The sequence below is a fragment of the Xanthomonas sp. BRIP62418 genome, assembly GCF_003993495.1.
Lineage (GTDB): Bacteria > Pseudomonadota > Gammaproteobacteria > Xanthomonadales > Xanthomonadaceae > Xanthomonas > Xanthomonas euroxanthea.
This window is the reverse complement of sequence record NZ_QEZG01000049.1, coordinates 139475-163897: the sequence shown is the minus strand read 5'-3', so window position 1 is coordinate 163897 and position 24423 is coordinate 139475. Positions and strand designations below refer to the sequence as shown.

General features: G+C 67.2%; 26 protein-coding genes, 1 tRNA gene and 1 other RNA gene. 21 read left to right on the top strand and 7 right to left on the bottom strand.

Going from position 1 to position 24423, the window contains the following annotated elements:
* Window positions 1-14 precede the first annotated feature (14 nt).
* From EO174_RS19005 to EO174_RS18980, 6 genes are all read left to right on the top strand, one after another.
* The gene (locus tag EO174_RS19005; RefSeq protein ID WP_104582316.1) at window positions 15-764 is read left to right on the top strand and encodes a 3-deoxy-D-manno-octulosonic acid kinase; all 750 of its coding nucleotides are present in this window, start codon (window positions 15-17) and stop codon (window positions 762-764) included.
* Entirely contained in the window at window positions 764-1513 is a 750-nt protein-coding gene (locus EO174_RS19000; RefSeq protein ID WP_126946696.1) for an MBL fold metallo-hydrolase, read from the top strand. Before EO174_RS19005 ends, EO174_RS19000 begins: the two co-directional genes overlap by 1 nt.
* On the top strand, window positions 1513-2544 hold the full coding sequence (gene moaA / locus EO174_RS18995; protein WP_115676283.1) for a GTP 3',8-cyclase MoaA: 1032 nt from the start codon (window positions 1513-1515) through the stop codon (window positions 2542-2544). Before EO174_RS19000 ends, moaA begins: the two co-directional genes overlap by 1 nt.
* 75 nt (window positions 2545-2619) lie before the next feature.
* Window positions 2620-3117 (top strand): cyclic pyranopterin monophosphate synthase MoaC, encoded by a 498-nt coding sequence (gene moaC, locus EO174_RS18990; RefSeq protein WP_104649532.1) that lies wholly within the window; start codon window positions 2620-2622, stop codon window positions 3115-3117.
* Complete coding sequence (locus EO174_RS18985; protein WP_104582320.1) at window positions 3114-3359, top strand: MoaD/ThiS family protein; 246 nt, start codon at window positions 3114-3116, stop codon at window positions 3357-3359. Before moaC ends, EO174_RS18985 begins: the two co-directional genes overlap by 4 nt.
* Window positions 3356-3805 (top strand): molybdenum cofactor biosynthesis protein MoaE, encoded by a 450-nt coding sequence (locus EO174_RS18980; RefSeq protein WP_164740268.1) that lies wholly within the window; start codon window positions 3356-3358, stop codon window positions 3803-3805. The genes EO174_RS18985 and EO174_RS18980 overlap by 4 nt, the downstream gene beginning before the upstream one ends.
* A 47-nt stretch (window positions 3806-3852) precedes the next feature.
* Here the strand turns inward: EO174_RS18980 and ffs are convergent.
* Together ffs and EO174_RS18970 are read right to left on the bottom strand one after the other, a co-directional pair.
* Window positions 3853-3949, bottom strand: an RNA gene (gene ffs, locus EO174_RS18975) — signal recognition particle sRNA small type.
* A 68-nt stretch (window positions 3950-4017) separates the two neighbouring features.
* Window positions 4018-4110: transfer RNA gene (locus EO174_RS18970), tRNA-Ser, on the bottom strand.
* Between the two features lie 235 nt (window positions 4111-4345).
* On the opposite strand from EO174_RS18970, the gene dnaX reads away from it, so the two are divergent.
* The 4 genes from dnaX (at window position 4346) to EO174_RS18945 (ending at window position 7882) form a co-directional block, all read left to right on the top strand.
* Complete coding sequence (dnaX, locus tag EO174_RS18965) at window positions 4346-6403, top strand: DNA polymerase III subunit gamma/tau (protein ID WP_126946693.1); 2058 nt, start codon at window positions 4346-4348, stop codon at window positions 6401-6403.
* A gap of 6 nt (window positions 6404-6409) precedes the next feature.
* Window positions 6410-6730, top strand: coding sequence for a YbaB/EbfC family nucleoid-associated protein (locus tag EO174_RS18960; RefSeq protein WP_005913896.1), 321 nt, complete (start codon window positions 6410-6412; stop codon window positions 6728-6730).
* 104 nt (window positions 6731-6834) lie between these two features.
* On the top strand, window positions 6835-7428 hold the full coding sequence (recR, locus tag EO174_RS18950) for a recombination mediator RecR (protein WP_047130396.1): 594 nt from the start codon (window positions 6835-6837) through the stop codon (window positions 7426-7428).
* 103 nt (window positions 7429-7531) lie between these two features.
* Window positions 7532-7882: a histidine triad nucleotide-binding protein gene (locus EO174_RS18945; protein WP_115676286.1), complete on the top strand. Its 351-nt coding sequence runs from the start codon at window positions 7532-7534 to the stop codon at window positions 7880-7882.
* Between the two features lie 109 nt (window positions 7883-7991).
* Here EO174_RS18945 and EO174_RS18940 read toward each other — a convergent pair whose 3' ends face one another.
* From EO174_RS18940 to EO174_RS18925, 4 genes are read right to left on the bottom strand one after another with little or no spacing between them, the layout of a single operon-like run.
* Window positions 7992-8525, bottom strand: coding sequence for a Slp family lipoprotein (locus EO174_RS18940; RefSeq protein ID WP_115676287.1), 534 nt, complete (start codon window positions 8523-8525; stop codon window positions 7992-7994).
* Complete coding sequence (locus EO174_RS18935; protein WP_115676288.1) at window positions 8522-10474, bottom strand: DUF3488 and transglutaminase-like domain-containing protein; 1953 nt, start codon at window positions 10472-10474, stop codon at window positions 8522-8524. Before EO174_RS18935 ends, EO174_RS18940 begins: the two co-directional genes overlap by 4 nt.
* Window positions 10467-11423, bottom strand: a complete 957-nt coding sequence (locus EO174_RS18930; protein ID WP_115676289.1) for a DUF58 domain-containing protein — start codon at window positions 11421-11423, stop codon at window positions 10467-10469. The genes EO174_RS18935 and EO174_RS18930 overlap by 8 nt, the downstream gene beginning before the upstream one ends.
* 5 nt (window positions 11424-11428) lie before the next feature.
* Window positions 11429-12382 carry a MoxR family ATPase gene (locus EO174_RS18925; protein WP_115047984.1) on the bottom strand — a complete coding sequence of 318 codons (954 nt, stop codon included), beginning with the start codon at window positions 12380-12382 and terminating at the stop codon, window positions 11429-11431.
* A gap of 36 nt (window positions 12383-12418) precedes the next feature.
* On the opposite strand from EO174_RS18925, the gene EO174_RS18920 reads away from it, so the two are divergent.
* From EO174_RS18920 to EO174_RS18910, 3 genes are read left to right on the top strand one after another with little or no spacing between them, the layout of a single operon-like run.
* Window positions 12419-14260: a glycosyltransferase family 39 protein gene (locus tag EO174_RS18920; RefSeq protein WP_164740267.1), complete on the top strand. Its 1842-nt coding sequence runs from the start codon at window positions 12419-12421 to the stop codon at window positions 14258-14260.
* 8 nt (window positions 14261-14268) lie between these two features.
* Entirely contained in the window at window positions 14269-15264 is a 996-nt protein-coding gene (locus EO174_RS18915; RefSeq protein WP_164740266.1) for a glycosyltransferase family 2 protein, read from the top strand.
* The gene (locus tag EO174_RS18910) at window positions 15264-17096 is read left to right on the top strand and encodes a hypothetical protein (RefSeq protein WP_126946035.1); all 1833 of its coding nucleotides are present in this window, start codon (window positions 15264-15266) and stop codon (window positions 17094-17096) included. Before EO174_RS18915 ends, EO174_RS18910 begins: the two co-directional genes overlap by 1 nt.
* Before the next feature lie 112 nt (window positions 17097-17208).
* Here EO174_RS18910 and EO174_RS18905 read toward each other — a convergent pair whose 3' ends face one another.
* The gene (locus tag EO174_RS18905) at window positions 17209-17784 is read right to left on the bottom strand and encodes a Maf family nucleotide pyrophosphatase (protein WP_126946032.1); all 576 of its coding nucleotides are present in this window, start codon (window positions 17782-17784) and stop codon (window positions 17209-17211) included.
* Between the two features lie 110 nt (window positions 17785-17894).
* Here EO174_RS18905 and EO174_RS18900 point away from each other — a divergent pair, with 110 nt between their 5' ends.
* The 8 genes from EO174_RS18900 to fabF all read left to right on the top strand — a co-directional run bounded on the left by EO174_RS18900 (window position 17895) and on the right by fabF (window position 24255).
* Window positions 17895-18404, top strand: coding sequence for a YceD family protein (locus EO174_RS18900; RefSeq protein ID WP_047130404.1), 510 nt, complete (start codon window positions 17895-17897; stop codon window positions 18402-18404).
* 97 nt (window positions 18405-18501) lie between these two features.
* Window positions 18502-18696: a 50S ribosomal protein L32 gene (gene rpmF / locus EO174_RS18895; protein ID WP_003483870.1), complete on the top strand. Its 195-nt coding sequence runs from the start codon at window positions 18502-18504 to the stop codon at window positions 18694-18696.
* A gap of 90 nt (window positions 18697-18786) precedes the next feature.
* The gene (locus EO174_RS18890) at window positions 18787-19764 is read left to right on the top strand and encodes a beta-ketoacyl-ACP synthase III (protein WP_047130405.1); all 978 of its coding nucleotides are present in this window, start codon (window positions 18787-18789) and stop codon (window positions 19762-19764) included.
* A 60-nt stretch (window positions 19765-19824) separates the two neighbouring features.
* Complete coding sequence (locus tag EO174_RS18885) at window positions 19825-20607, top strand: serine/threonine protein phosphatase (protein WP_104582329.1); 783 nt, start codon at window positions 19825-19827, stop codon at window positions 20605-20607.
* 104 nt (window positions 20608-20711) lie between these two features.
* Window positions 20712-21656, top strand: coding sequence for an ACP S-malonyltransferase (gene fabD, locus EO174_RS18880; RefSeq protein ID WP_047130407.1), 945 nt, complete (start codon window positions 20712-20714; stop codon window positions 21654-21656).
* An 82-nt stretch (window positions 21657-21738) separates the two neighbouring features.
* Entirely contained in the window at window positions 21739-22482 is a 744-nt protein-coding gene (gene fabG, locus EO174_RS18875) for a 3-oxoacyl-ACP reductase FabG (protein ID WP_115676291.1), read from the top strand.
* Window positions 22483-22638: 156 nt separating this feature from the next.
* Window positions 22639-22878, top strand: coding sequence for an acyl carrier protein (gene acpP / locus EO174_RS18870; RefSeq protein ID WP_002814322.1), 240 nt, complete (start codon window positions 22639-22641; stop codon window positions 22876-22878).
* Between the two features lie 141 nt (window positions 22879-23019).
* Complete coding sequence (gene fabF, locus EO174_RS18865) at window positions 23020-24255, top strand: beta-ketoacyl-ACP synthase II (protein ID WP_104582330.1); 1236 nt, start codon at window positions 23020-23022, stop codon at window positions 24253-24255.
* The last annotated feature ends 168 nt before the right edge of the window (window positions 24256-24423 follow it).

Genomic DNA, 24423 nt, shown 5'->3' with positions numbered 1-24423 from the left:
GTTAGACTCGATGGATGGTTGCTTTCGACGCCACTGAAGCGCTGACGCCGTACCGCGAAGGCCGCGGCTACGGCGCCATTCTGTTCGACCGCGAACGGCTGCGGCAAGCCGATGCCGGGCTGTTTTCGCCGCAACGCTGGGGTGACAGGGCACGGCCGGTCGACGAAGGCGGGCGGGGTGGGGCCTGGTTCGTGGATGCGCCGTTCGGTCGTAGCGTGTTGCGGCAGTACCTGCGCGGCGGCATGGCCGCGCGCGTGAGTCGCGATCACTATCTGTGGAAGGGAGCGGGACGCACGCGCAGCTTTGCCGAGTTCCGGCTGATGCGCGAACTGGTCCAGCGCAAGTTGCCGGTGCCGCGTCCGTTGGCGGCCTGCTACCTGCGCGAAGGGCTGAGCTATCGCGCTGCCTTGTTGATGGAACGCCTGGAGAACGTGCGTTCGCTTGCCGATCACGCGCAGGTGGCCGGGCGCGGTGCGCCGTGGGAAGAGACCGGGCGGCTGATTGCGCGCTTTCATCGCGCCGGCCTGGATCATGCCGACCTCAACGCGCACAACATCCTGTTCGATGCCGGCGGGCATGGCTGGCTGATCGATTTCGACCGTGGTGTGTTGCGGATTCCGGCCACGCGCTGGCGCGAACGCAATCTCAAGCGCCTGCACCGCTCGCTGCTGAAGTTGCGCGGCAGCCGCAGCCGCGAAGAGGTGGACAAGGATTACGAGCGCCTGCATCGCGCTTACGAACTGGCCTGGGGCCGGGGCTACTGATGAACTGGGCGTTGCGTGTGCAGGGGGTCGGCAATGCGTCGGCGGTCGCGCTTGGTTCGCCGATGGCCACCATCGAGCGCGCCGGCGCGCCGTGGCTGACCATCGACTGCGGCAGCGAAGGGCTCACCGCTTATCAGGCCCATTACGGTCAGCTGCCGCAGGCGGTGTTCATCACCCACGTGCATCTGGACCACGTGGGCGGGCTGGAACGGCTGTTCGTGGACAGCTATTTCTCCGAACGCCGCGGGCGCACACGCCTGTACGTGCCGGCGCCGGTGGTGCCGTTGCTGCAGCGGCGGATCGCCGACTACCCGAACGTGCTGGCCGAGGGCGGTGCGAACTTCTGGGACGCGTTCCAGCTGGTACCGGTCGGCGAGGCGTTCTGGCACGACGGGGTGCGGCTGGAAGTGTTCCCGGCGCGCCACCATTGGCCGGAGACCGCCTACGGGCTGCGGCTGAAAGGGGCCCTGGTCTGGAGTGGCGATACCCGGCCGATCCCGGAGATCCTGGCCCGCTACGCCGATGACAGCGAGCTCATCGCGCATGACTGCGGCGTTCACGGCAACCCGTCGCATACTGGGGTGGACGATTTGGAGCGGGAATACCCGCAGGACCTGTTGAGCCGCATGCTGCTGTACCACTACGCCAGCGACGCCGACGGCGACGTGCTACGCGCACGCGGCCATCGCGTGGCCGTGCCCGGCCAACATCTGCCGCTGGCGGAGCCGACTGCCGCCATGGTGCCCTGATGGCGGCCTTGCTGTTGCCGAACCTGACTGCCGCGCCGATGCAGGACCGCTACGGCAGGCCACTGCGCGATCTGCGCCTGTCGGTCATCGAGGCGTGCAACTTCCGTTGCGGCTACTGCATGCCGGCCGACCGCGTGCCCGACGATTACGGCTTCGATGCGCAGCAGCGCCTGAGTTTTGACCAGCTGGAAACGCTGGTGCGTGCCTTCGTCGCGGTCGGGGTCACCAAGGTGCGCCTGACCGGCGGCGAGCCGCTGTTGCGTCGCGATCTGCCCAGCCTGATTGCGCGCCTGACCACCATCGAGGGCATCGAGGATCTGGCGCTCACCACCAATGGCACCTTGCTCGCGCGGCAGGCGGTGGCGCTGCGCCAGGCCGGGTTGCGCCGCATCACCGTGAGCATGGACGCCCTGGAGCCGGAGCTGTTCAGGCGCATGAGTGGCAACCGCGGCGAGATTGCGCAGGTGCTGGCCGGCATCGCCGCCGCCGAGCAGGCCGGCTTTCAGCGCCTGAAGATCAACTGCGTGGTGCAGCGCGGCGTCAACGAAGATCAGGTGCTGCCCCTGGTGGAGCACTTCCGTGGCAGCGGCCACGTGCTGCGCTTCATCGAGTTCATGGATGTGGGCAGCTGCAATGGCTGGACGGCCGATGCGGTGGTGACCTCTGCGCAACTGCACGCGCGTATCCACGCGCGTTGGCCGCTGGTGCCGCTGGATGCCAATTACACCGGCGAAGTGGCGCAGCGGCATGCATTTGCCGATGGCGCGGGCGAGGTGGGTTTTGTCAGTTCGGTCAGCGTGCCGTTCTGCGGCGATTGCCAGCGTGCACGCGTGTCGGCCGACGGGCAGTTGTATACCTGCCTGTTCGCCAGCCAGGGACATGACCTCAAGCCGGCCTTGGCCGAGGGCGAGCATGGACTGTCCGAGCATCTGCGCGCGCGCTGGAGCGTGCGTGGCGATCGCTACAGCGAAGTGCGTGCATCGACGCCACGGCGCGGCAAGCCGGTCGAAATGTTTTTGATCGGCGGGTAGGGAATGCGGTTCCATCGAGGCGCCGCGTTCACCGAGAATGCCGCATCCTGAGCGCCTGTCATCGTGTCGTTTCCCATGCCCGCAAACTCCCGTTCCGCACGCCTGACCCACCTGGACGCTTCCGGACTGCCCACGATGGTGGATGTCTCGGACAAGGCGGTCACCGCGCGCAGCGCCACCGCCCAGAGCCGGGTGCGTTTTCCGGCCGCTGTCGCCGCGCAGCTGCGCGCCAATGGCTTGCGCAGCGCCAAGGGCGGCATCGTGGAAACGGCGGTGATCGCCGGCACCATGGCGGTCAAGCGCACCCACGAGTTGATTCCGTTCTGCCATCCATTGCCGATCGATGCGTGCCGCTTCGAGATCGACTGGGCGGGCGAGCAGGTGCTGGACATCCATTGCACGGTGCGTTGCGTGCATCGCACCGGCGTGGAAATGGAAGCGCTCACCGGTGCCAGCGTGGCGGCCTTGACGGTCTATGACATGTGCAAGGCGTTGTCGCACAGCATGAGCATCGGCCCGACCAAGTTGGTGTCCAAGCGCGGCGGCAAGCGCGATATCGGAGCAAGACAATGAGCGCCACGGTGACGGTGCTGTATTTCGCCAGCCTGCGTGAGGCGGCGGGCATTGCCAGCGAGCAGGTGCAATCAGCGGCGCAGGACCTGCGCGCGCTGTATGCCGAACTCGAGACGCGTCACGGCCTGCGCTGGACGCCGGCGCAGCTGCGCGTGGCGGTGGATGGCGCATTCGCGCGCTGGGAGGATGGCGTGCGCGATGGCAGTGAAATCGTGTTTATTCCGCCAGTGTCGGGAGGTTGAGCATGAGCCAGCAGACAACCGCCCTCTTCGCGCTGTCCGATGTGCCATTGCCGGTCGACAGCTTGCGCGCCGCGCTGGAGCACCCGCACGCCGGCGCGTTTGCCAGTTTCGAAGGCTGGGTACGCAATCACAATGAAGGCCGCAGCGTGGCCGGGTTGCGCTACGAAGCCTATGCCGCACTTGCCCAGGCCGAAGGCCAGCGCGTGCTCGACGAGGCGATGCACCGGTTTGCCATCGTCAACGCCTACTGCGTGCACCGCGTGGGCGAGCTGCGCATCGGTGACATGGCGGTGTGGGTCGGGGTCAGCGCGGCGCATCGCGGCGCCGCATTCGATGCCTGCCGCTTCATCATCGACGAGGTCAAGGCGCGCGTGCCGATCTGGAAGCACGAGCATTATCTTGAAGGCGACGCGGGCTGGCTGCATCCGGAATCGCAGGCGCAGTAGACGCTCGCAACTCAAGCGCTGCGGGGACCCAGGGAGTTAGGGTGGTGTCCCCGCCGGTTGACCTCGGCGCCCGCATCAATCGATACCGTTGCTGCCTTCCGGCCCTGGCGGGATTTTCGATCTAGCGTCGCGAGGGACCGACGGGGCCACCATAAGACGTGGGCCACTGGCGCGGCCCTGGATCATGCAACCGCGTTGCAGGATCATGAAACTGGCGGAGAGAGGGGGATTCGAACCCCCGAAGCGCGGTTTAGACGCTTACACACTTTCCAGGCGTGCTCCTTCAACCACTCGGACACCTCTCCGTACCTGCCATGCGACTGGGTCGTCGGCAGGAGCGGGATTCTAGCCGCCGCGGGCGCCATTAACAAGGTAAGTGATCCGCCGGGTCGGCACGACGCTGCCAGCGCGGCTGTCTGGCCGGTCACCGACCCTGCTGCGGCGGTCCGCCGGTCCGGGAGGCGGCGGGCACGACGGCCGCTGAACGACCCACTTGACGCGCCGTGGCACAATATCGGTTCAGAGGAAGCTGGTTGCCCGATGTCTTATCTCGTTCTCGCCCGCAAGTGGCGCCCGAAGCGTTTTGCCGAACTCGTAGGCCAGGAACACGTGGTCCGCGCGCTCAGTAACGCGCTCGACAGTGGGCGGGTGCATCACGCGTTCTTGTTCACCGGCACCCGCGGCGTGGGCAAGACCACGATTGCGCGCATTTTCGCCAAATCGTTGAACTGCGAGACCGGCACCAGTGCCGATCCGTGCGGCCAGTGCCCGGCCTGCCTGGATATCGACGCCGGCCGCTATATCGACCTGCTGGAAATCGACGCCGCGTCCAACACCGGCGTGGACGATGTGCGCGAGGTGATCGAGAACGCGCAGTACATGCCCTCGCGCGGCAAGTTCAAGGTCTATCTGATCGACGAAGTGCACATGCTCTCCAAGGCGGCGTTCAATGCGCTGCTGAAGACGCTGGAAGAGCCGCCGGAGCACGTGAAGTTCCTGCTGGCCACCACCGATCCGCAGAAGCTGCCGGTGACCGTGCTGTCGCGCTGCCTGCAGTTCAACCTCAAGCGGCTGGACGAGGACCAGATCCAGGGCCAGATGACGCGGATCCTGGCCGCCGAGCAGATCGAGTCGGATCCGTCGGCGATCATGCAGCTGTCCAAGGCCGCCGACGGCTCGCTGCGCGATGGCCTGTCGCTGCTCGACCAGGCCATCGCCTATGCCGGCGGCGCACTGCGCGAGGAGGTGGTGCGCACCATGCTCGGCACGGTCGATCGCACCCAGGTCGGGGCGATGCTGCAGTCGCTGGCCGATGGCGATGGCGCGCGCCTGATGCAGGTGGTTGCGGCGCTGGCCGAGTTCTCGCCCGACTGGAGCGGCGTGCTGGAGGCGTTGGCCGAGGCCTTGCACCGCATCCAGGTGCAACAGTTGGTGCCGTCGGTGGCCTTTGTCGGCGATGGCATCGACCCGACCGCCTATGCCGCGCAGCTGCGTCCGGAAGTGGTGCAGCTGTGGTACCAGATGGCGCTCAACGGCCGCCGCGATCTGTATCTGGCGCCGAGTCCGCGCGCCGGGTTCGAGATGGCGGTGCTGCGCATGCTGGCCTTCCGTCCCGCTTCCGCGGTGCCGGCTGGCGGCGCTGACGACGGGCGCGGTACGAATGCCGGTGGCGGTGTACGTCCGGTGCCGGCTGGTGGGCAGGTTGCCGCAACGCAGGCCCCATCTGCGGCGGTTGCGTCCGCTGCGGTGACCAGGCAGGTCGAGCCGGGTGACGTCACTCCCGCCCCCGTCGCGGCAGAAGCGGTTCGCCCGGCAACGCCATCGCCCGCAGCCGCCGTGGTTGCTGCAGCGCCTGCACCGGTTGTCGTGCTTCCTGCACCGGCGGCGTCTTCGGATGCATCTGCGTCAGCGGCCTCGGCGCGCAGCGACGACACGCCGCCTTGGGCGATGGACGATGCGCCGGTGCGCGCCAACGCTGCCCCCGTCCCCGCAGCGCCGCGTGCGCCCGCGCCGGAAGCGGCAATGGCGCCACCCGTGCCAGCCGATACGGCATTGCCCGCTGCGGTCGCGCCCGACGCTGCCGTGGCAGTTCCTGCCGCCGCCGTGGCTCCTGCATCTGCAGCGCCGGTGCTGCAGATGCCACCGGCAGCTGCGCCCTCCGTGCCGGCGCCGGCAACCGAGCCGTCGGTCCTGCTCGACGACGGCCGCATCGCCGACGCCGAGCAGTGGCTGGAGCTGGTTACCCGCAGTGGCCTGAACGGTCCCTCGCGACAGCTCGCTGCCAATGCCGCCTTCCTCGGCCATCGCGACGGCGTACTGCGTCTGGCGCTGGCGCCGGGCTTCGAATACCTCAATTCCGAGCGTTCCATCGCCAACCTTGCGCAGGCACTCGCGCCCGAGTTGGGAAACACGCCGCGCATCGTCATCGAAACCGGCAACGCCGATGTCGAGACCCTGCACGAGCGGGCCAATCGCCAGAAAGGCGAGCGCCAGAGCGCGGCCGAAACAGCATTCATGAACGACCCGAATGTGCAGCAGCTGATCCAGCAGCAAGGCGCGCGGGTCGTCCCCGATTCCATCCGCCCTTACGACGAGTAACGACACATGCGTGGGAACATTGCCCAATTGATGCAGCAGGCGCAGAAGATGCAGGAAAACCTGCAGCGCGCCCAGGAAGAACTGGCCAAGCTGGAAGTCACCGGCACCGCCGGCGGCGGCATGGTCAGCGTGACCCTGACCGGCGCCAAGGAGTGCCGCAAGGTCCGCATCGACCCGAGCATCCTCTCCGACCAGGAAATGGCCGAGGACCTGATCGCCGCCGCCTTCAACGACGCCTCCAACAAGATCGATGCCGAGTCCAAGGACCGCATGGGCTCGGCCACCGCCGGCATGCAGCTGCCGCCGGGCATGAAGTTGCCGTTCTGAGAGGCGCGGAATCGGGAGTGGGGAATCGGGAATCGTAAGAGCGAGATTGTCTTTGGCTTTTGCGATTCCCCAATCCCGATTCCCGATTCCCGATTCCCAATCCAATGTCCTCTCTTCTCGAACAACTGATCGAGGCCTTCCGGGTGTTGCCGGGTGTGGGCCAGAAATCGGCGCAGCGCATGGCCTACCACGTGCTCGAACGCGAGCGCGAGGGTGGGCGTCGGCTGGCTGCCGCGTTGGCCAATGCGGTGGAGAAGGTCGGCCATTGTGTGCAATGCCGCGACTTCACCGAGTCGGAGATCTGCGCGATCTGTGCCAGCAGCAGTCGCGACCGGCAGCAGCTGTGCGTGGTGGAATCGCCGGCCGATCGCCTGGCGATCGAACACGCCACCGGCTACCGCGGGCTGTACTTCATCCTGCAGGGCCGGCTGTCGCCGCTGGATGGCATCGGCCCGCGCGAGCTGGGGCTGGACCGGCTCGGCGAGCGTCTGGCCGCCGGTGAAGTCACCGAAATGATCATCGCCACCAATGCCACCGTGGAAGGCGAGGCGACCGCGCATTACCTGGCGCAGCTGGCCCGCCAGCATGCGGTGCGTCCAAGTCGTCTCGCGCAGGGCATGCCGCTGGGGGGCGAGCTGGAATACGTGGATCGCGGCACCTTGTCGCATGCCTTTGGCACCCGCAGTGAGGTGCTTTGAGCGCCGGGAATCGGGAGTGGGGAATCGGGAATTGGAAAAGCGAAAACAGTAGCGCACGCGGTAAGCTCTTGCGATTCCCCATTCCCCATTCCCCATTCCCACCATGTCCGACACCATCTTCGGCAAGATCATTCGTCGCGAAATCCCGGCCAGCATCGTCTATGAAGACGAGGATGTGCTGGGCTTTCAGGACATCGCACCGCAGGCGCCGGTGCATGTGCTGTTCATTCCCAAACAGTACGCCATTCCCACGCTGGACGATGTGCCGCCCGAGCAGGCGGTGCTGGTGGGCAAGCTCGCACTTGCCGCAGCGTCATATGCCCGCGCGCAGGGACTGGCGCAGGACGGCTATCGCATCGTGATGAACTGTCGCGAGCATGCCGGCCAGACCGTGTTCCATATCCACCTGCATCTGCTGGCCGGCGCGCCGCTGGGACGTTTCGGCACGCCCTGACCTCTTTGCGCGAGCGAGCGCATGGGCCTGTTCGAGCAGCCGAGACGCACACGCAAAAACGCCGCTCCCTGGGAGCGGCGTTTTTGCGTGTCACTGACTCAGCAGCCGGTTACCACCAGCCGCGGCCCCAGCCCCAGCCACCGCCCCAGCGCGGACCCCACGGGTCGCCCCACGGGCCGTACGGGTAGGCCGGCACCACGTCCACTTCGCGCACGACCGGCCACAGATAGACCACGTCGGCATTGACCTTGGGCAGCTTGTAGTCGTACTCGCCGATCTTGGTGGTTTCATACCCTTCGATCTTGCCGATGAAGGTCACTTCGCGGCCCGGCTCGAACACGGCCGGATCGTAGAAGCCCGCGCGGCACGCCAGGAAGCGACCATCGCTGGCGTCCACCGCATTGCGGTCCGGGCGGCCGCTGGCATTGAGCGGGCGCGAGATCAGCTCGAAGCAGGTCTGGCCCTGGCCGGGTTTGGTCTGGATGATCTTGCCGCCCCAGCGCACCGACGTGCCGACCTGGGCGCTGGCGGTGGAATCGCTCGGACTGACCGTAGGGAACTGCCCCTGCAGCGGCTTGGGCGCGGTGGCACAGGCGGCGAGCCCGAGCACGGCGACAATGGGAAGGAGAAAGCGGGTACTCATGAGGAAGCTCCGGTTCGCGGGCGATGCTGCTGCAGATCTTTGAGGAGTGAGGCGCTGTCCGAATCAGCGCCAGCGTAGCGCGCGGCAGCGAAACGTTGGCTGAGCGCCAACAATGCCGGATTCGGGTGTGAACGAGCGACACGCTGCGCCCAGGCGATGGCCGGTTCGTGCGGTTCGCGGGCCAGGCCGAGCTTGCCGTAGCGGCGGCCCAGGCGATGCCAGGCGCGCAGTAGCGGGTCGCGCTCACGCTCGCCGCGCGCCAGCAGCCAGCCCATCCATGCAAGTGCGCTGACCGCGAAGATGCCGAAGATGGCGGCCAGTTGCGAGGTGTCCAGGCGATCGATGCCGAACGGCTGCAACAGCCGTTGCTGGCGGTCCGCATCGAAGGACAGCACCAGGTCGTTCCAGCCCCGGCGCAGCAGGTCGCTGACCTGACCGAGGCTGGCCCACATGCCGAGCTGGGCGAAATTGTTGCCCGCCCCGACCTGCACGCGGTCTTCCAGCGTGTCGTAAATGCGTTCCGGTGCCACTGCTGCGGTGGGGTCCACCCGCACCCAGCCGCGCCCGGCCAGCCAGACCTCGGTCCAGGCATGCGCATCCATGCGCCGCACCACCCAGTAATTGCCAAAGCCGTTGTAGGTGCCGCCGGCGTAGCCGGTGACCACGCGCGCCGGAATGCCGGCCGCGCGCATCAGCACCACGAACGAAGAACTGAAGTGCTCGCAGAAACCGGCTTTCTGCTGGAACAGGAATTCATCCACGCTGTTGCGGCCGAGCAGCGGCGTGTCCAGGGTGTAGGCAAACTCGCGGGTGATCCACTGCAGCGCCCGCTGCACCACGGCATCGTCGTTGCCGCCGGCCTCGCTGCGCCATTGCCGTGCCAGCGTGAGCGTGCGTGGATTGAAACCCGGCGGCAGCGCGAGGGCGCGCTTGCGCAGCGGGTCGGGCAGGTCGGTGTCGAAGCGGGCCGGTGGTGCCGACTGCAGCTCCCAACGGGTCAACGCACTCAAGGGCCGCCGTGCGAACAGTTCGTAGTCGGGCGACAGATCGGCATTGGCCACCGCCTGCGTGGGCAGGTCCAGCGATACCAGTTGGCGACGATCGGTGGGCTCGTAGTCCAGGCGATAGCGATAAGTCTGCGGCCCGGCAGTGACCGATGCCGGTTGGCTGCGGCCGGTCCAGCGCGCGCGCTGCCAGGTGCGCCCGTCGAAGTCCCACATCACCGGCCCGCGCCAGTAGCGTTGTTGCGGCGGTGGCGCCGTGCCGGTGAACTGCACGCGCAGCGCCGGGCTGTCGTCGGCCATCAGGTCGATCCATTCGCCCGGCGACATGTCGTCCGACAGGCCAGGCCGCGACAGCGCGCGCTCGGGCACGCCCCACAGCGGGGAACTCAGGCGCGGCAGCAGCCAGAACGTGGCCAGGGCCAACGGCACGCCGATGGCGACCAGCTTGCCGATGCTGCGCAATTGCATCCGAAGCGCAGGCGTGCCGGTGCGGTGCTCCTCGTCGGCCAGCCGCTGCATGCTCAGCAGTGCGCTCACCACCGCCAGCAGTGCCAAGCCCATCGTCGCCGGCCCCTGGTCGAGCAGAAACGCCGCGAACGGGGCGAACAACGCAAAGCCGAGCAGGCTGCGCGCATCGCGCAGGGTGCGCAGCTCGGAGGCCTTGATCGCCAGCATCGACGCCAGTACTGCGCAACCGGTGTCGCGGCCGAAGCGCATGCCGATCTGCCAGTACACCGCGCCCAGCATCGCCACCACCAGCAACACCCGCACCGGTGCCATCAGGGTGGCGCGCCAGCTCAGCACGCCGACCAGCACGGCGGCCACGGCAATGGTGCCGGCGAGCAGGCCAGGCAGCTGCAGCAGCAACGGCGCCAGTGCCAGCCAGCTGGTGACCAGCACCCAGCCGCGGCTGGCCTGGGTGATCGGGACGGATGGCTCAGTCATGGGGAAGCAGGGCCAGGGCGCGCAGACACAGGTGATGGTGGGAGCTGCCTTGTGCGGGCCCCAGCGGCGGCTGGCCCGGCAGCAGCAGGCGGTAGCGCCGCCCGTCGCGTTCGGCCAGGTTGACCCAGCGGGCAAGCCGCGCGATGCGGCGCTCGTACGGCAGCGCGTTGAGCGTGCGCCAGTCCAGCGTGACTTCGATGCCCAGGGGTTGCTCGTACTCGCGCACCAGCAGGCTGTCGCGGCGCGCCGAGTGCTTCCAGGAAATCGTGCGTGGCGCATCGCCGGCGCGATACGGGCGCAGCTGGTGCAATTCCTCGCCTTGCGGGTGCAGGCGGGTCTGGTTGGGCGAACCGGCGCCCTCGGGCAATGCCGGCCCCTGTTCTTCGGGCTTGGGATAGGCCAGCAGCGGCGTTTCCGGCCACACCCACGACCAGGCGCGCACCAGCCCCAGTGGCTGGGTGCTGGACAGGCGGATGCGTTCGATGTCCTGCCAGCCGCGTCGTTCGGTGGGCACCAGCAGGTCGACCTCGGCCATGTCGTGCGCGAGCAACGCACAGAAGCCGCTGCTGTCCCGATGATCCAGGCGCAGCCCACGCCGTGCGCGGGTGTCGCGACGTGCCAGCGACACCCGCATGCGCAACGGCTCGCCGGCGACCACCGGTTCGGCCGAGACCGCCTCGATGCGCAGCGCCGACAGCTGCAGGTGCGCCATGATGCTGCTGGCAATCCCGGCGGTGGCCAGCAACAGCGCCAGCAGCAGGGCCGGGTTGTTGTTGTAGTTCAATGCGCCCAGCAGCATCGCCAGCAGCAAGGCGGTGACGAACAGCCCGAAGCGCGTCGGCAGCACGTAGATGCGCCGCCGGTCCAGCACGATCGGCAAGGCCTCCGCGCCCCGCGGGCGCGCCAGCAGGCTGAGCCGGCGGCCGATGCCGCGCACGTGCGCACGCACCGGGATCAGTCCACCGGCACGCTGTGCAGCAGCGCCTTGGCCAGCGCTGGCCCGGACGAGGATTCGGCCTCCGGCACCAGCCGGTGCCCGGCCACGGCCACGAACAGCGCCTGCACGTCTTCCGGCAGCACGTGCTCACGCCCGAGCAGCAGCGCATAGGCCTTGGCCGCACGCAGCAGCGCGATGCCGGCACGCGGCGACAGCCCCACGCGCACCCCGGCGTGCTGGCGGCTGCGCAGCAGCAAGGCCTGCACATAGCCGATCAGCGCATCGCTGGTATGGATCTGGCCCACCACCGTGCGCAGCGCCACCACGTCGGTGTCGCTGAGTTGCGGCGCCGCCTGGGCGATCAATTCGCGCCGGTCCACGCCCGACAGCAGCGCGCGCTCGGCATCGGCGCTGGGGTAGCCCAGGCTGAGCCGCAGCAGGAAGCGATCCAGTTGCGAATCCGGCAGCGGGAAGGTGCCGGACAGATCGACCGGGTTCTGCGTGGCGATCACGAAGAACGGCTCCGGCAACGCATGGGTGACGCCATCGAGCGTGACCTGCTGTTCGGCCATGGCCTCCAGCAGCGAGCTTTGCGTGCGTGGCGGGGCGCGATTGATTTCATCGGCCAGCAGCACGTTGGTGAACACCGGGCCCGGATGGAACTGGAACTGGCGTGAGGCGGCGTCGTAGACCGACACGCCCAGCACGTCTGCCGGCAGCAGGTCGGAGGTGAACTGCACGCGCTGGAAGCCCAGCCCCAGGCTGGAGGCCATCGCGTGGGCGAGGGTGGTCTTGCCCAGGCCGGGCAGATCCTCAATCAGCAGATGGCCGCCGGACAGCAGCGCCACGAACGCCAGACGCACTTCCTGCGCCTTGCCCAACAGCAGCGAATTGACCTGGTCTTGTGCGCGCCGCAGCGATTGGCGCAGCGCATCGGTTAGCATTTCCGTGGAACGCAGCGGTATCGACATCACAATTCCGTAGGTGGAAGAAGAGTGCATAGGGCAATGCAGGGGGACCAACGCGCACATCGCACCTTCGTGATCCTGTGGACACTGGCGACGGCCGTCAAGCTGTTGATTGCCGCGCGGCTGCCGCTGTTCGTCGACGAGGCGTTCTACTGGCAGGAAGGCCAGCATCTGGCCGCCGCGTATTCGGATCTGCCGGGCATGACGGCCTGGCTGGCGCGGCTGGGCGTGGAACTGGGCGGGCATCACCTGCTGGCCCTGCGCCTGCCGTTTCTGGCCATTTCCGCGCTGATTCCCTGGTTGATCGCGCATATCGCCACGCGCTGGTTCGGCTCCACGCTGGGCTGGCAGGCCGGCAGCCTGACCTTGCTGATGCCGCTGTCGGCCACGCTGGGCATCCTGGCGGTGCCGGATGTGCCGATGGCGCTGGCGGCGGTGCTGTGCATGGATGCCGGCGCGCGGCTGCTGCGCGAGGTCGATGCCACCAGTGCGCTCGAGCTCGCCATCGGCCTGGTGATCGGCGCGCTCAGTCACTACCGTTTTGCCGGCGTGATCGGTGTGGGCTGCATCGCGCTGCTGTGCATCCCGCAGGGGCGCGCGGTCATGCGCGACCCGCGCATCTGGATGGCGCTGACGGTGGGCGCGGTGAGCTGGCTGCCGCTGCTGTTCTGGAATACCGAGCACGACGAGGCCGGGCTGCGCTTCCAGCTGGTCGACCGGCATCCGTGGCGTTTCCAGGTCACCGGGCTGTGGTTCTTGCTGATACAGGCGGTGCTGGTGACACCGCCGCTGGCCTGGGCGATGCTCAAGGTCGGTCTGGCCGGCACGCGCGCCGGTGGCGGTTCGCGGGCGCAATGGCGCTATTTCGGCCTGCTGGGCGGGATTTCGACGGTGGCGATCTTCGTGCTCGGTTTCTTCAGCGATGCCGAGCGGATCAGTTTCCACTGGCCGCTGCCGGGCTACCTGGCCTTGCTGGTTGCGGTGCCGGTGATCCTGATGCGTTGGCCGCATACGCTGCGTCGCGCAGCCTGGGTGATCGCGCTGCTCGGCACCCTGGGGGCGTATGGCTACTACCTGGCGGTGTCGGTGCCGTCGCTTCGCGCGCATGCGGCCGGCGAAAAATACTATCCGCGCAACTTCGCCGGGTGGCAGGACCTGGCGCGCGCGGTCAAGACCCGGCTGGCGCAGATGCCGCCGGGTACGCGCGTGCTGGCGGAAAATTTCAAGGTCGGTGCCGAGCTGGGCTTCCAGTTGCACGATGCCAATGTCGAGGTGCTGCGTGCAGAGTTGAACGACAAGCACGGGCGCAGCGCGCAGTTGTTGCAATGGGGGCTGCTCAGCGACGGCACGCGCAACGGGCCGCGGCTGCTGGTGCTCTCGCCCAGCGATCAGCGTTATCGCGACCTGCTGAAGCGCTATCACGCCATCTGCGAGATGGTCGGGCCGCTGCCGCCGCCCACCGTGGTGTCCACCGATCACGGCTACCAGCGCTTCCTGCTGTTCGCGCTGCCGGCGCAGCGCCAGCCCGGGCCGTGCATCGCCCCGGCGATGGCCTGGATCGATACGCCGCTGCCGGACGTGCAGGTGTCCGGGCAGGTGCAGGTGCGTGGCTGGGCGTTCAAGGATGGCGTCGGCCTGTCGAATGTGGAGCTGCTGCTGGACGGGCGTCCGGTCGCGCAGGCCGAGTACGGCACGCTGCTGGATGTGCGCCCGTACTGGAAGATCTCCACCGACCCGCAGCATCCCAATGTCGGTTTCAGCGCCACCTTCGACACGCATGCGCTGCCGCCGGGCACGCATTGGCTGGGACTGCGCCTGCACGGCCACGACGGCAGCGTCGAGGACTGGTGGGAACAGCCCATTACCATTTCCACACCTTAGATCACGCAATGACCGATGCCATGACTGTTGTCCCTCCCGTGCCTGTGCCCGGGATCCGAATCGCCGTGCTGGTGCCCTGCCATAACGAGGCGGCCACGGTCGCCTCGGTGGTCGGCGCGTTTGCGACTGCCTTGCCGGGCGCGGCGATCCATGTGCTGGACAACAATTCCAGCGATGCCACCGCGACGGTCGCGGCGGCGGCGGGCGCGCAGGTCAATCGCGTGGCATTGCAGGGCAAGGGCAATGTGGTGCGGCGTGGCTTCGCCGATGTGGAGGCCGACATCTACGTGCTGGTCGATGGTGATGCGACGTACGATGCGGCTGCCGCACCGGTGCTGGTGCGCAAGCTGATCGACGAGCGCCTGGACATGGTGGTCGGGGCGCGGCGCGATCAGCAGCAGGCCGCGTATCGGCCCGGTCATCGTACCGGCAACGTGTTGCTGACGCGTTGCGCGGGGCTGCTGTTCGGTCGCAGCTTCGACGACATGCTGTCCGGCTATCGCGTGTTCTCCCGGCGCTACGTCAAATCCTTCGCTGCGCATGCGCACGGATTCGAAACCGAAACCGAACTGGCCGTGCACGCATTGCAGCTGCGCATGCCGGTGGCCGAGGTCGAAACCGCCTACGGCGTGCGCCCGGAAGGCTCGCAAAGCAAGTTGAACACCTGGCGCGACGGCTGGCGCATCCTCACCACCATCGCCAAGCTGTTCAAGGCCGAGCGGCCGTTGTTGTTCTTCTCCATCGGCTTTGTGCTTAGCGCCACGTTGTCGATCGTGCTGGCGATTCCGTTGTTCGAGACTTATTTCCAGACCGGACTGGTGCCGCGGTTCCCCACGGCGATCCTGTGCGTGGCGCTGATGCTGCTGGGTTTCCTGCTGCTGGCGTGCGGGCTGATCCTGGACACGGTCACGCGCGGACGCGTCGAGGCCAAGCATCTGGCGTATCTGGCCGAGCCGGGCGTCGCCACTCTCGTGGCGCCGCGTGCGCCTGTAGCTGCCCGCTGATGGCAGCCATCGCGACATCGACACCGGTGGGCCGGCGACAGCGGCTGTTGGGTTGGGCCGATCGCCAGTTCGGCTTTCATTCGCCACGCCAGATCGCCGCAGCGGTGACGGCGGTCGTGCTGCTGGGTGCGCTGCTCTCGCTTGGGCTGGGCCAGGACGCCAACTGGGACCTGCGCAACTACCACCTCTATATTGGCGATGCCTGGGCACATGATCGGCTGGGCGTGGATCTGGCGTCGGCGCAGATGCAGAGTTACTTCAGCCCATTGCTCGATGCCCTGCATGCCTGGCTGATGCTGCAGCTTCCCGGGCCGGTGGTCGGGCTGCTGCTGGGCGGCTTGCATGCGCTGGTGTTCGTTCCGGTGGCGGCAGTGGCATGGCGCGTACTGGCCGGGCAAGCGCGGCGCGCGCAGTGGGCGCCGCTGCTAGCAGTGGCCGGCATGTGCAGCGCGGTGTTTCTGTCCGAACTTGGCGGCACCATGGGCGATACCGCCAGTGCGATCCCTGTGCTGGCAGCGTTGGCGCTGGTGTTGTCAGCGCAAGCGCGTGCGCGGCACGGTGCGCACGCTGTGCATCGATGGGCCATCGCTGGCGCACTGATGGGTCTGGCCGTCTCGCTCAAGCTCACCAATGCGCTCTACGCGTTGGCGTTGGTGCCGGCGGTCCTTTGCGATGGCGGGCGGATGCGCTCGCGCGTGCTGGGCCTCGGCGTGCTGGCCGGCGTTGCGGTGCTGGTGTTGGTGCTGATAGCCGGGCCCTGGTATTGGCAGGTCTGGCAACACCTTGGCAATCCGCTGTTTCCGCAGTTCAACGGAGTCTTCAAATCGCCGCTGGCGCAGCCGGTGTCGATCGCCGATGTGCGGTGGTTGCCGCGCAATCTCGGCGAGCAGCTGATCTGGCCGCTGCTGTTTACCTTCAAGCCGCAACGGATCGGCGATCTTGGTCTGGTGCAAGCCGGTTGGGCGGTGCTGTATGCGGTGACGCTGGTCGCTGCAGGACGCGGGGTGCTGCGCCGGCCCGTACGGCAGGTTGAGCTGGATCGCTCGGCCATGGTCCTGCTGATGTTCTTCAGCGTTGCTTACGCGCTGTGGCAGGCCATTTTCAGCATTCATCGCTATCTGGTGGTGCTGGAGCTGCTTGCGCCCTTGGTGCTCTGGATCGTGTGTCGGCACGCATTCGCCATACGCGCCGATCGCAAGGCGGCCTGGTTGATCGGGCTATGTGCCCTGGTCGCGGTGGTCGGGTGGAAAGATTGGGGGCATGAAGCCTGGGCCCGCGACAGCTTCCAGGTGCAGCAACCGGCGATGGGCGAACCTGCCGCCTCCACGGTGTTGCTGGTCGGCGACGAGCCGCAATCCTGGCGGGTGCCGCTGCTTCCGCGGCAGGCGCGGTATATCGGTGTGGCGACGAATATCGCCGAGACCGACCAGTACCGGCAGCGCGTGCGCACGCTGATTGCCGAGCGGCCGCAGCTATACGCCATGTTGGGCGCGGCGCGCGACAAGCAGCAACTGCGGGTCGACCGGATGAATCGCTGGGCGCAGCAGCTGGGGTGGAGCGTGCAACCGCAATGCACGCACCTGCGCTGGTTGATCGCGCGCGGCCTGCGCGCCGAGCTGGATGCATCTCAGCCGGGCCACTGCGTACTCACCATTGCCAAGGGCAGGGCGGCGGACATCGCCGCTGCAGACCGTGCCGTGCGCGAGGCCGCGCAGCAGCGCCTGGCCGCGTACGGGCTGACGCTGGACCCTGCGCGCTGCCGCACGCTGTCCTCGCATGTGGGGCAGGCCGACTATCCGTATCAGTTCTGCCCGCTGGCTCGGCCCGATTAAGGCCGTGTGCGGCCGAATCCGCCTGCATGGATGCCGGGACTGGGGACTCGGAATTTTTGCTGATGCCCGATCTTTCCGTGTGCGGCCTCCACGCTCGGCCGCAATGCAACTCCTACGGAATCTCGAACCCCGCCTGCCTTAGCAGCCGCGCCAGCGCGATCAGCGGCAGGCCGACCAAGGCGGTGGGGTCCTGCGAGCGAATGGCGTCGAACAGGCTGATGCCGAAGCCCTCGCACTTGAAGCTGCCGGCGCAATCCAGTGCGGGCTCGGCGGCCAGGTAGCGATCGATTTCGGCGCGCGTCAGCGGGCGCAGCTGCACCTCGGTCAGGTCCAGCGCGTGCGTGGTGCGGCCAGGGCCGACCAGGCTCACTGCCGTATGGAAGCGCACCACGTGGCCGGACATCGCCGTCAGCTGCGCATGGGCCCGCTCCAGCGTGCCCGGTTTGCCCAGGGCCTGGCCGTCCAGATCGGCGACCTGGTCCGAACCGATCACCCAGGCGTCGGGCGCCTGCGCGGCCACCGCCGCCGCCTTTTCCGCGGCCAGCCGGCTGGCCAGCACGTCCGGGGCCTCCCCGGGGTGCGCCTGCTCGTCGACCTCCGGCCGGGCGGTGGTGAAGTCCAGGCGCAGCCGGCCAAGCAGCTCGCGCCGATAGACCGAGGTGGAGGCAAGAATCAGGCGTGGCATCATGGGGCGCTGCGTCGGACGGGTAAGGGAGTCTGCCAGCCTTGGCGCCGCGCCAGGTGCGTGAATAGGGGCATTTGACAGGGCGTCGGCGGATCTTTAACATTCTGCGGCTTATGTCCGCGAACGTACCCGAAATGCTGGATGCTTGGCGGATGGTCGCAGCGCGCAGGCGCTTCGATGGCCGCATCCCGCTCTCTGCGATGACCCGCCTGCAAGGCAGCCTGGTCGATACCGAGGGCGAGTGTGTCTACTCGCTCCAGTTCGATCAGGACAGCCTGTTGAAGGTCGCCTACGTCGAGCTCAGTGTCGATGTCGAGCTTCCGCTGGCCTGCCAGCGCAGCCTGCAGCGTTTCCTGTATCCGGTGCAAATCAGGCAGCGTCTTGGTTTGATCCGTGACGAAGCCGACGAAGCGGCGTTGCCGGCCGAGTACGAAGCCTTGCTGGTGCCGGAAGATGGCATGCTGCGGGCCGCAGACCTGGTCGAGGACGAGCTGGTCCTGTCGATCCCGGTGGTGCCGATGGCGCCGGGCAGCGAGGCCGTCGAGGCCGAGTGGGTTCCGACCCAGGAAGAGCAAGACAAGGCCAGTCCGTTCGCGGCGCTGGCAGCGTTCAAAAAACAGTAACCGCCGCTGTGAAGGGCGGAAAGACAGGTCGGCGCGGGCGTGAAGCGTCCAGTTCGACTCGACAGACAAGTTATCGAACTTAAGTTGGAGCAATCCCATGGCTGTGCAGAAATCCCGAGTTACCCCGTCGCGTCGTGGCCAGCGTCGTTCGCACGATGCCCTGACCGCCAAGCAGCTGTCGACCGATCCGACCAGCGGCGAGATCCATCTGCGCCACCACATCACCGCTGACGGTTACTACCGCGGCAAGAAGGTGATTGCGACCAAGTCGTCGGCCGTCCAAGAAGATTGATTCGTGGCACCCGGTGCGTTCGACGCGGCCGGGTGACCCTCGCTTCTTCCGGAGCCGCCGACCACCGCGGCTCTTGCAACAGGGAACAGTATGAGCAAGCGGATCTATTCCAGAATCGCGGGCACGGGTAGCTATTTGCCCGAAAAGGTGTTGACCAACGACGACATGTCCAAGATCGTCGACACCAGCGATGAATGGATCTTCTCGCGCACTGGTATCCGTGAGCGTCACATCGTCGCCGACGACCAGACCACCAGCGACCTGGCGTATTTCGCCTCGCTGAAGGCGATGGAAGCGGCCGGCGTGACCGCCGACGAGATCGACTTGATCGTTGTCGGCACCACCACCCCAGACCTGATTTTCCCGTCCACTGCCTGCCTGCTGCAGGCGCGGCTGGGCAATGTCGGCTGCGGTGCCTTCGACGTCAACGCGGCGTGCTCGGGCTTTGTCTATGCGCTCAGCGTGGCCGACAAGTTCGTGCGCAGTGGCGATGCCAAGACCGTGCTGGTGGTGGGCGCAGAAACCCTGACCCGCATCGTCGACTGGACCGATCGCACCACCTGCGTGCTGTTCGGCGACGGCGCTGGCGCGGTCGTGCTCAAGGCCGACGAAGAAACCGGCATCCTCAGCACCCATCTGCATGCCGACGGCAGCAAGAAGGAACTGCTGTGGGATCCGGTTGGCGTATCGGTGGGCTTCGGCGAGGGCAAGAACGGCGGCGGCGCGTTGCTGATGAAGGGCAACGACGTGTTCAAGTACGCAGTCAAGGCCCTGGATTCGGTGGTCGACGAAGCCCTGGCCGCCAATGGCTACGACAAGCACGACCTGGACTGGCTGATCCCGCATCAGGCCAACCTGCGCATCATCGAGGCCACCGCCAAGCGGCTGGATCTGCCGATGGAGCAGGTGGTCGTCACCGTGGACCGCCACGGCAATACCTCCTCGGCCTCGGTGCCGCTGGCGCTGGACGAAGCGGTGCGCTCCGGCCGCGTGCAGCGTGGTCAATTGCTGCTGCTGGAAGCATTTGGTGGCGGATTTACCTGGGGCTCGGCGCTGCTGCGCTACTGAGTCCGGCAGGCAGCGCCGCGTCCGCCGGCGCTGCCTGACAGCATCAGGGACGGGCCCGTCATGGCAGAACCCATCGTCATCGCCGGACAGCGCGTCTGGCTGAAGCAGTACCGCCGCCACAGCCGCGCGGTCTCGCTTGGAGCACTCAACTTCGTTGCCCGCCGCTGGGGCCTGGATGCCTTGCGTCCACCGCCGCACCGTGGCGGCGCTGCTGCGCGCGATCTGGAGGCACGCCGGCTCGGCGAGCTGCAGGCGCAAGCGGTCAATGTGCCGCGCGTGGTCGGTTGCGGACAGGCGGCCCTGGTGCTCAGCGACAACGGGCGTTCCTTTGCCAGCTGCCTGCGCGAGGCCGATGCGCCCGAGCGCGACCGGCTGATTGCGCTGGCGGTGGCGGCCATTGCCGATGCCCATCGCGATGGCGCCTATTTCGGCCAACCGCTTCCGCGCAACATGACCTTCGACGGGCAGGCGGTCGGCTTCATCGATTTCGAGGAAGACCCGCTGGAAGTGATGGACCTGGCGCAGGCCCAGGCGCGCGACTGGCTGGTGTTCGGCTACGGGGTGGCCAAGTACTACCGTGGCCGCCGCGCGGTGCTGCAGCGGTTGATGACGTGCGCCTTCGATGCGGCCGGCCCGGCGGTGACGGCGCATGCGCATGTGGTGACCGGGCGATTGCAGCGGTTTGCGCAGCTCACCGGCCGCCTGGGCCGCTCTGCCGGAGCGCTGGCGCGTGCCATCCTCGCCATCCACGCGGCAACCTCGCTCGGCGTCTTGCTGGTGCTGGTGATGTGCGTGGACTGGCTGGCCGATGGCGACATGGATCTGCTCAACGCCTTGCTGTAGGCGTGTCGGCGGCCCCGCTGGCGGGGGCTTGCATACGCGGCAGTACAGACGCCGGGACGATTTCGCACGTATCATCCCGGCTCGATTTTTGTAGGCAGCAACGCGTGACCGAATCCACTCTCGCCTTCGTGTTTCCCGGCCAGGGCTCGCAGTCCTTAGGGATGCTGGCCGAACTGTCCGAACTGCACCCGCAGATCCGCGAAACATTTGCCGAAGCCTCCGATGGCGCCGGCGTCGACCTGTGGGCCCTGTCCCAGGGCGGCCCGGAAGAGATGCTCAACCGCACCGAATACACCCAACCGGCCCTGCTGGCTGCGGGTGTGGCGGTCTGGCGGCTGTGGAATGCGCAGCGCGGGCAGCGCCCGGCGGTCCTGGCCGGGCACAGCCTGGGCGAATACACCGCGCTGGTCGCTGCCGGCGCCCTGTCGCTGCACGACGGCGCGCACCTGGTCCGGCTGCGCGGCCAGTTCATGCAGGCCGCCGCGCCGGCCGGTGTCGGCGCAATGGCGGCGGTACTGGGCGCCGAGGATGCGCTGGTGCAGGAGGTCTGTGCCGAGGCGGCAGGCAGCCAGGTGGTGGTGCCGGCCAATTTCAACTCGCCCGGTCAGATCGTGATCGGCGGCGATGCGGCGGCGGTGGATCGCGCGCTGGCCTTGCTAGCCGAGCGTGGCGTGCGCAAGGCTGTCAAGCTGGCGGTGAGCGTGCCCTCGCACACCCCGTTGATGCGCGATGCCGCCAACCAGCTCGCCGAAGCGATGGCCGGCCTGAGCTGGCACGCCCCGCAGATTCCGGTGGTGCAGAACGTCGATGCACGCGTGCATACCGGCAGCGAGGCGATTCGCCAGGCGCTGGCCGAGCAGTTGTACCTGCCCGTGCAATGGACCGGCTGCGTGCAGGCATTGGCCGCCCAGGGCATCACCCGGATCGCCGAATGCGGCCCCGGCAAGGTGCTGAGCGGGCTGATCAAGCGTATCGACAAGCGCCTGGACGCCCGTCCGCTGGCCACGCCGGCCGATTACGCCGGCGCGCTCGAGGCGTGGACCCACTGATTCGACGCACCTGCCGGTCCTGCCGGCAGCCCTCACCGCTCGCGGCTGCGGTCGCGCGCTTCCCACTCGAGGAACAGCATTCATGAGCAAGCCTCTGCAGGGCGAGATCGCCCTCGTTACCGGTGCCAGTCGCGGGATCGGCGCGGCCATCGCCGCGACGCTGGCCGCCCAGGGCGCCACCGTGATCGGCACCGCGACCTCGGCCTCCGGCGCTGCGGCGATCGGCGAGCGCCTGGCTGCCGAAGGCGGCCACGGCCGTGAGCTCGATGTCACCGACGCTGCGGCGGTCGATGGCCTGATCGATGCGATCGGCAAGGAGTTCGGCGCGATCTCGATCCTGGTCAACAACGCCGGCATCACCCGCGACAACCTGCTGATGCGGATGAAGGACGACGACTGGCAGGCGATCATCGACACCAATCTGACCAGCGTGTTCCGCACCTCCAAGGCGGTGATGCGCGGCATGATGAAGGCGCGCAAGGGCCGTATCGTCAACATCGCCTCGGTGGTGGGCGTGACCGGCAATCCCGGCCAGACCAACTACGCCGCGGCCAAGGCCGGCATCATTGCGTTTTCCAAGTCGCTGGCCAAGGAGATCGGCTCGCGCGGGGTCACCGTGAATGTGGTGGCGCCCGGCTTCATCGATACCGACATGACCAAGGCGCTGCCGGACGAGGCCAAGGCTGCCTTGCTGCAGCAGATCGCGCTGGGCCACCTGGGCCAGCCGGACGACATCGCCAACGCGGTGGCGTTCCTGGCCGGCCCGAGTGCCAGCTACATCACCGGTGAGACCCTGCACGTCAACGGCGGCATGTACATGCCGTGAGCGTGCGGCGCCGGGAGGCGCTAAGTGGCTGATTGGCGGGGACTTGTGATGCAATGCAAGGCTCGGTCGCTTCCACTACACTATCCAACGCGGCCATCGCAGCGGCGATGGCGTTTTTTTCGTACCACCACTACTCCATCTGGAGCGATATCCCCAATGAGCACCATCGAAGAACGCGTCAAGAAAATCGTCGTCGAACAACTCGGCGTCAAGGAAGAGGAAGTCACCACCAGCGCATCGTTCGTCGATGACCTGGGTGCCGACTCGCTGGACACCGTCGAGCTGGTGATGGCGCTGGAAGAAGAGTTCGAGTGCGAGATCCCGGACGAAGAGGCTGAGAAGATCACCTCGGTCCAGCAGGCGATCGACTACGTCAAGGCTCACGTCAAGAGCTGATGCGTTGTTCCTGACTGCGGCGGCGTGCGTCAAGCCGTTGCTGCGTCAGACATTCCATGGGGCCGCTGATGCGGCCCTGTGTTTTTCAAGCGTCATCCGCAAACCGCAAGCACCGTCCGTTCCGTGGTGAGGAGATCTGCAATGAGTCGTCGTGTTGTCGTTACCGGCATGGGCATGGTGTCGCCGCTGGGCAATGATCTGGCCACCAGCTGGGATGGAATCATCCACGGGCGCTCAGGCATCGGCCCGATCACGCAGATCGATGCCTCGCAGTTCACCACCAAGATTGCCGGCGAGATCAAGAATTTCGATCCCACGCTGTTCGTGTCCGCCAAGGACGTCAAGAAGATGGATTCGTTCATCCATTACGGCGTCGGCGCCTCGTTCATGGCGCTGGACGATTCCGGCCTGGAAATCGACGAAAGCAATGCCGAACGCGTTGGCGCCATTCTCGGCTCCGGCATCGGCGGGCTGCTCGGTATCGAAGAGCAGACCATCAAATTCCACGAGGGCGGCGCGCGCAAGATTTCGCCGTTCTATGTGCCCAGCACCATCATCAACATGCTGCCGGGCCAGGTGAGCCTGATCAAGGGCCTGAAAGGCCCGACCTTCTCGGCGGTGTCGGCCTGTGCCACCTCCAACCATTCGATCGGCACCGCGATGCGCATGATCCAGCACGGCGACGCCGACGTGATGCTGGCCGGTGGCGCCGAGCGCGGCTCCTCGCCGAGTTCGGTGGGCGGCTTTTGCGCAATGAAGGCGATGTCCACCCGCAACGACGATCCGACCGGCGCTTCGCGTCCGTGGGACAAGCAGCGCGACGGCTTCGTGCTGGGCGACGGTGCCGGCGTGCTGGTGCTGGAAGAGTACGAACACGCCAAGGCGCGTGGCGCGCGCATCTATGCAGAACTGGTCGGCTTCGGCGCCAGCTCCGATGCCTTCCACATGACGGCGCCCAGCGAAGACGGCGAGGGCGCGGCGCGCAGCATGGCCGCGGCGATGCGCGATGCCAAGCTCAATCCCGAGCAGATCGGCTACCTCAATGCGCACGGCACCTCCACGCCGTTGGGCGATCTGGCCGAAACCCTGGCGATGAAGCGCGCGCTAGGCGACCACGCCTACAAGACCATGGTCAGCTCGACCAAGTCGATGACCGGCCATCTGCTCGGCGCGGCTGGCGGCGTGGAAGCGATCTTCTCGGTGATGGCGCTGCACACCGGCATCATTCCGCCGACCATCAACCTGGAAGAGCCCAGCGAAGGCTGCGACCTGGATTACGTGCCGAACGTGGCGCGCGAAGTGCAGGTGGACGCGGTGATGTCCAACGGCTTCGGCTTCGGCGGCACCAACGGCACGCTGGTGTTCAAGCGCATCTGAGATCACTGTGCGTGTGTACCGCGAGCGATGTCTCGCGGTACACGACGCATGGGATTCCGTCCACCACACCCGGACAGTGGCGCTGCCGAACCTCGCTGCGCGACCTGATCCCTCTCATCATGCGTGCCCTGCCTCCATCGCAGGGTGGCGCGTCTTAGCACCCCACGC

Bases quoted from the DNA above. Each gene is read 5' to 3' on its own strand.
- EO174_RS19005 (WP_104582316.1), top strand. From the start codon at position 15: ATGGTTGCTTTCGACGCCACTGAAGCGCTGACGCCGTACCGCGAAGGC.
- EO174_RS19000 (WP_126946696.1), top strand. From the start codon at position 764: ATGAACTGGGCGTTGCGTGTGCAGGGGGTCGGCAATGCGTCGGCGGTC.
- moaA (WP_115676283.1), top strand. From the start codon at position 1,513: ATGGCGGCCTTGCTGTTGCCGAACCTGACTGCCGCGCCGATGCAGGAC.
- moaC (WP_104649532.1), top strand. From the start codon at position 2,620: ATGCCCGCAAACTCCCGTTCCGCACGCCTGACCCACCTGGACGCTTCC.
- EO174_RS18985 (WP_104582320.1), top strand. From the start codon at position 3,114: ATGAGCGCCACGGTGACGGTGCTGTATTTCGCCAGCCTGCGTGAGGCG.
- dnaX (WP_126946693.1), top strand. From the start codon at position 4,346: ATGTCTTATCTCGTTCTCGCCCGCAAGTGGCGCCCGAAGCGTTTTGCC.
- EO174_RS18960 (WP_005913896.1), top strand. From the start codon at position 6,410: ATGCGTGGGAACATTGCCCAATTGATGCAGCAGGCGCAGAAGATGCAG.
- recR (WP_047130396.1), top strand. From the start codon at position 6,835: ATGTCCTCTCTTCTCGAACAACTGATCGAGGCCTTCCGGGTGTTGCCG.
- EO174_RS18945 (WP_115676286.1), top strand. From the start codon at position 7,532: ATGTCCGACACCATCTTCGGCAAGATCATTCGTCGCGAAATCCCGGCC.
- EO174_RS18940 (WP_115676287.1), bottom strand. From the start codon at position 8,525: ATGAGTACCCGCTTTCTCCTTCCCATTGTCGCCGTGCTCGGGCTCGCC.
- EO174_RS18935 (WP_115676288.1), bottom strand. From the start codon at position 10,474: ATGACTGAGCCATCCGTCCCGATCACCCAGGCCAGCCGCGGCTGGGTG.
- EO174_RS18925 (WP_115047984.1), bottom strand. From the start codon at position 12,382: ATGTCGATACCGCTGCGTTCCACGGAAATGCTAACCGATGCGCTGCGC.
- EO174_RS18920 (WP_164740267.1), top strand. From the start codon at position 12,419: ATGCAGGGGGACCAACGCGCACATCGCACCTTCGTGATCCTGTGGACA.
- EO174_RS18915 (WP_164740266.1), top strand. From the start codon at position 14,269: ATGACCGATGCCATGACTGTTGTCCCTCCCGTGCCTGTGCCCGGGATC.
- EO174_RS18910 (WP_126946035.1), top strand. From the start codon at position 15,264: ATGGCAGCCATCGCGACATCGACACCGGTGGGCCGGCGACAGCGGCTG.
- EO174_RS18905 (WP_126946032.1), bottom strand. From the start codon at position 17,784: ATGATGCCACGCCTGATTCTTGCCTCCACCTCGGTCTATCGGCGCGAG.
- EO174_RS18900 (WP_047130404.1), top strand. From the start codon at position 17,895: ATGTCCGCGAACGTACCCGAAATGCTGGATGCTTGGCGGATGGTCGCA.
- rpmF (WP_003483870.1), top strand. From the start codon at position 18,502: ATGGCTGTGCAGAAATCCCGAGTTACCCCGTCGCGTCGTGGCCAGCGT.
- EO174_RS18890 (WP_047130405.1), top strand. From the start codon at position 18,787: ATGAGCAAGCGGATCTATTCCAGAATCGCGGGCACGGGTAGCTATTTG.
- EO174_RS18885 (WP_104582329.1), top strand. From the start codon at position 19,825: ATGGCAGAACCCATCGTCATCGCCGGACAGCGCGTCTGGCTGAAGCAG.
- fabG (WP_115676291.1), top strand. From the start codon at position 21,739: ATGAGCAAGCCTCTGCAGGGCGAGATCGCCCTCGTTACCGGTGCCAGT.
- acpP (WP_002814322.1), top strand. From the start codon at position 22,639: ATGAGCACCATCGAAGAACGCGTCAAGAAAATCGTCGTCGAACAACTC.
- fabF (WP_104582330.1), top strand. From the start codon at position 23,020: ATGAGTCGTCGTGTTGTCGTTACCGGCATGGGCATGGTGTCGCCGCTG.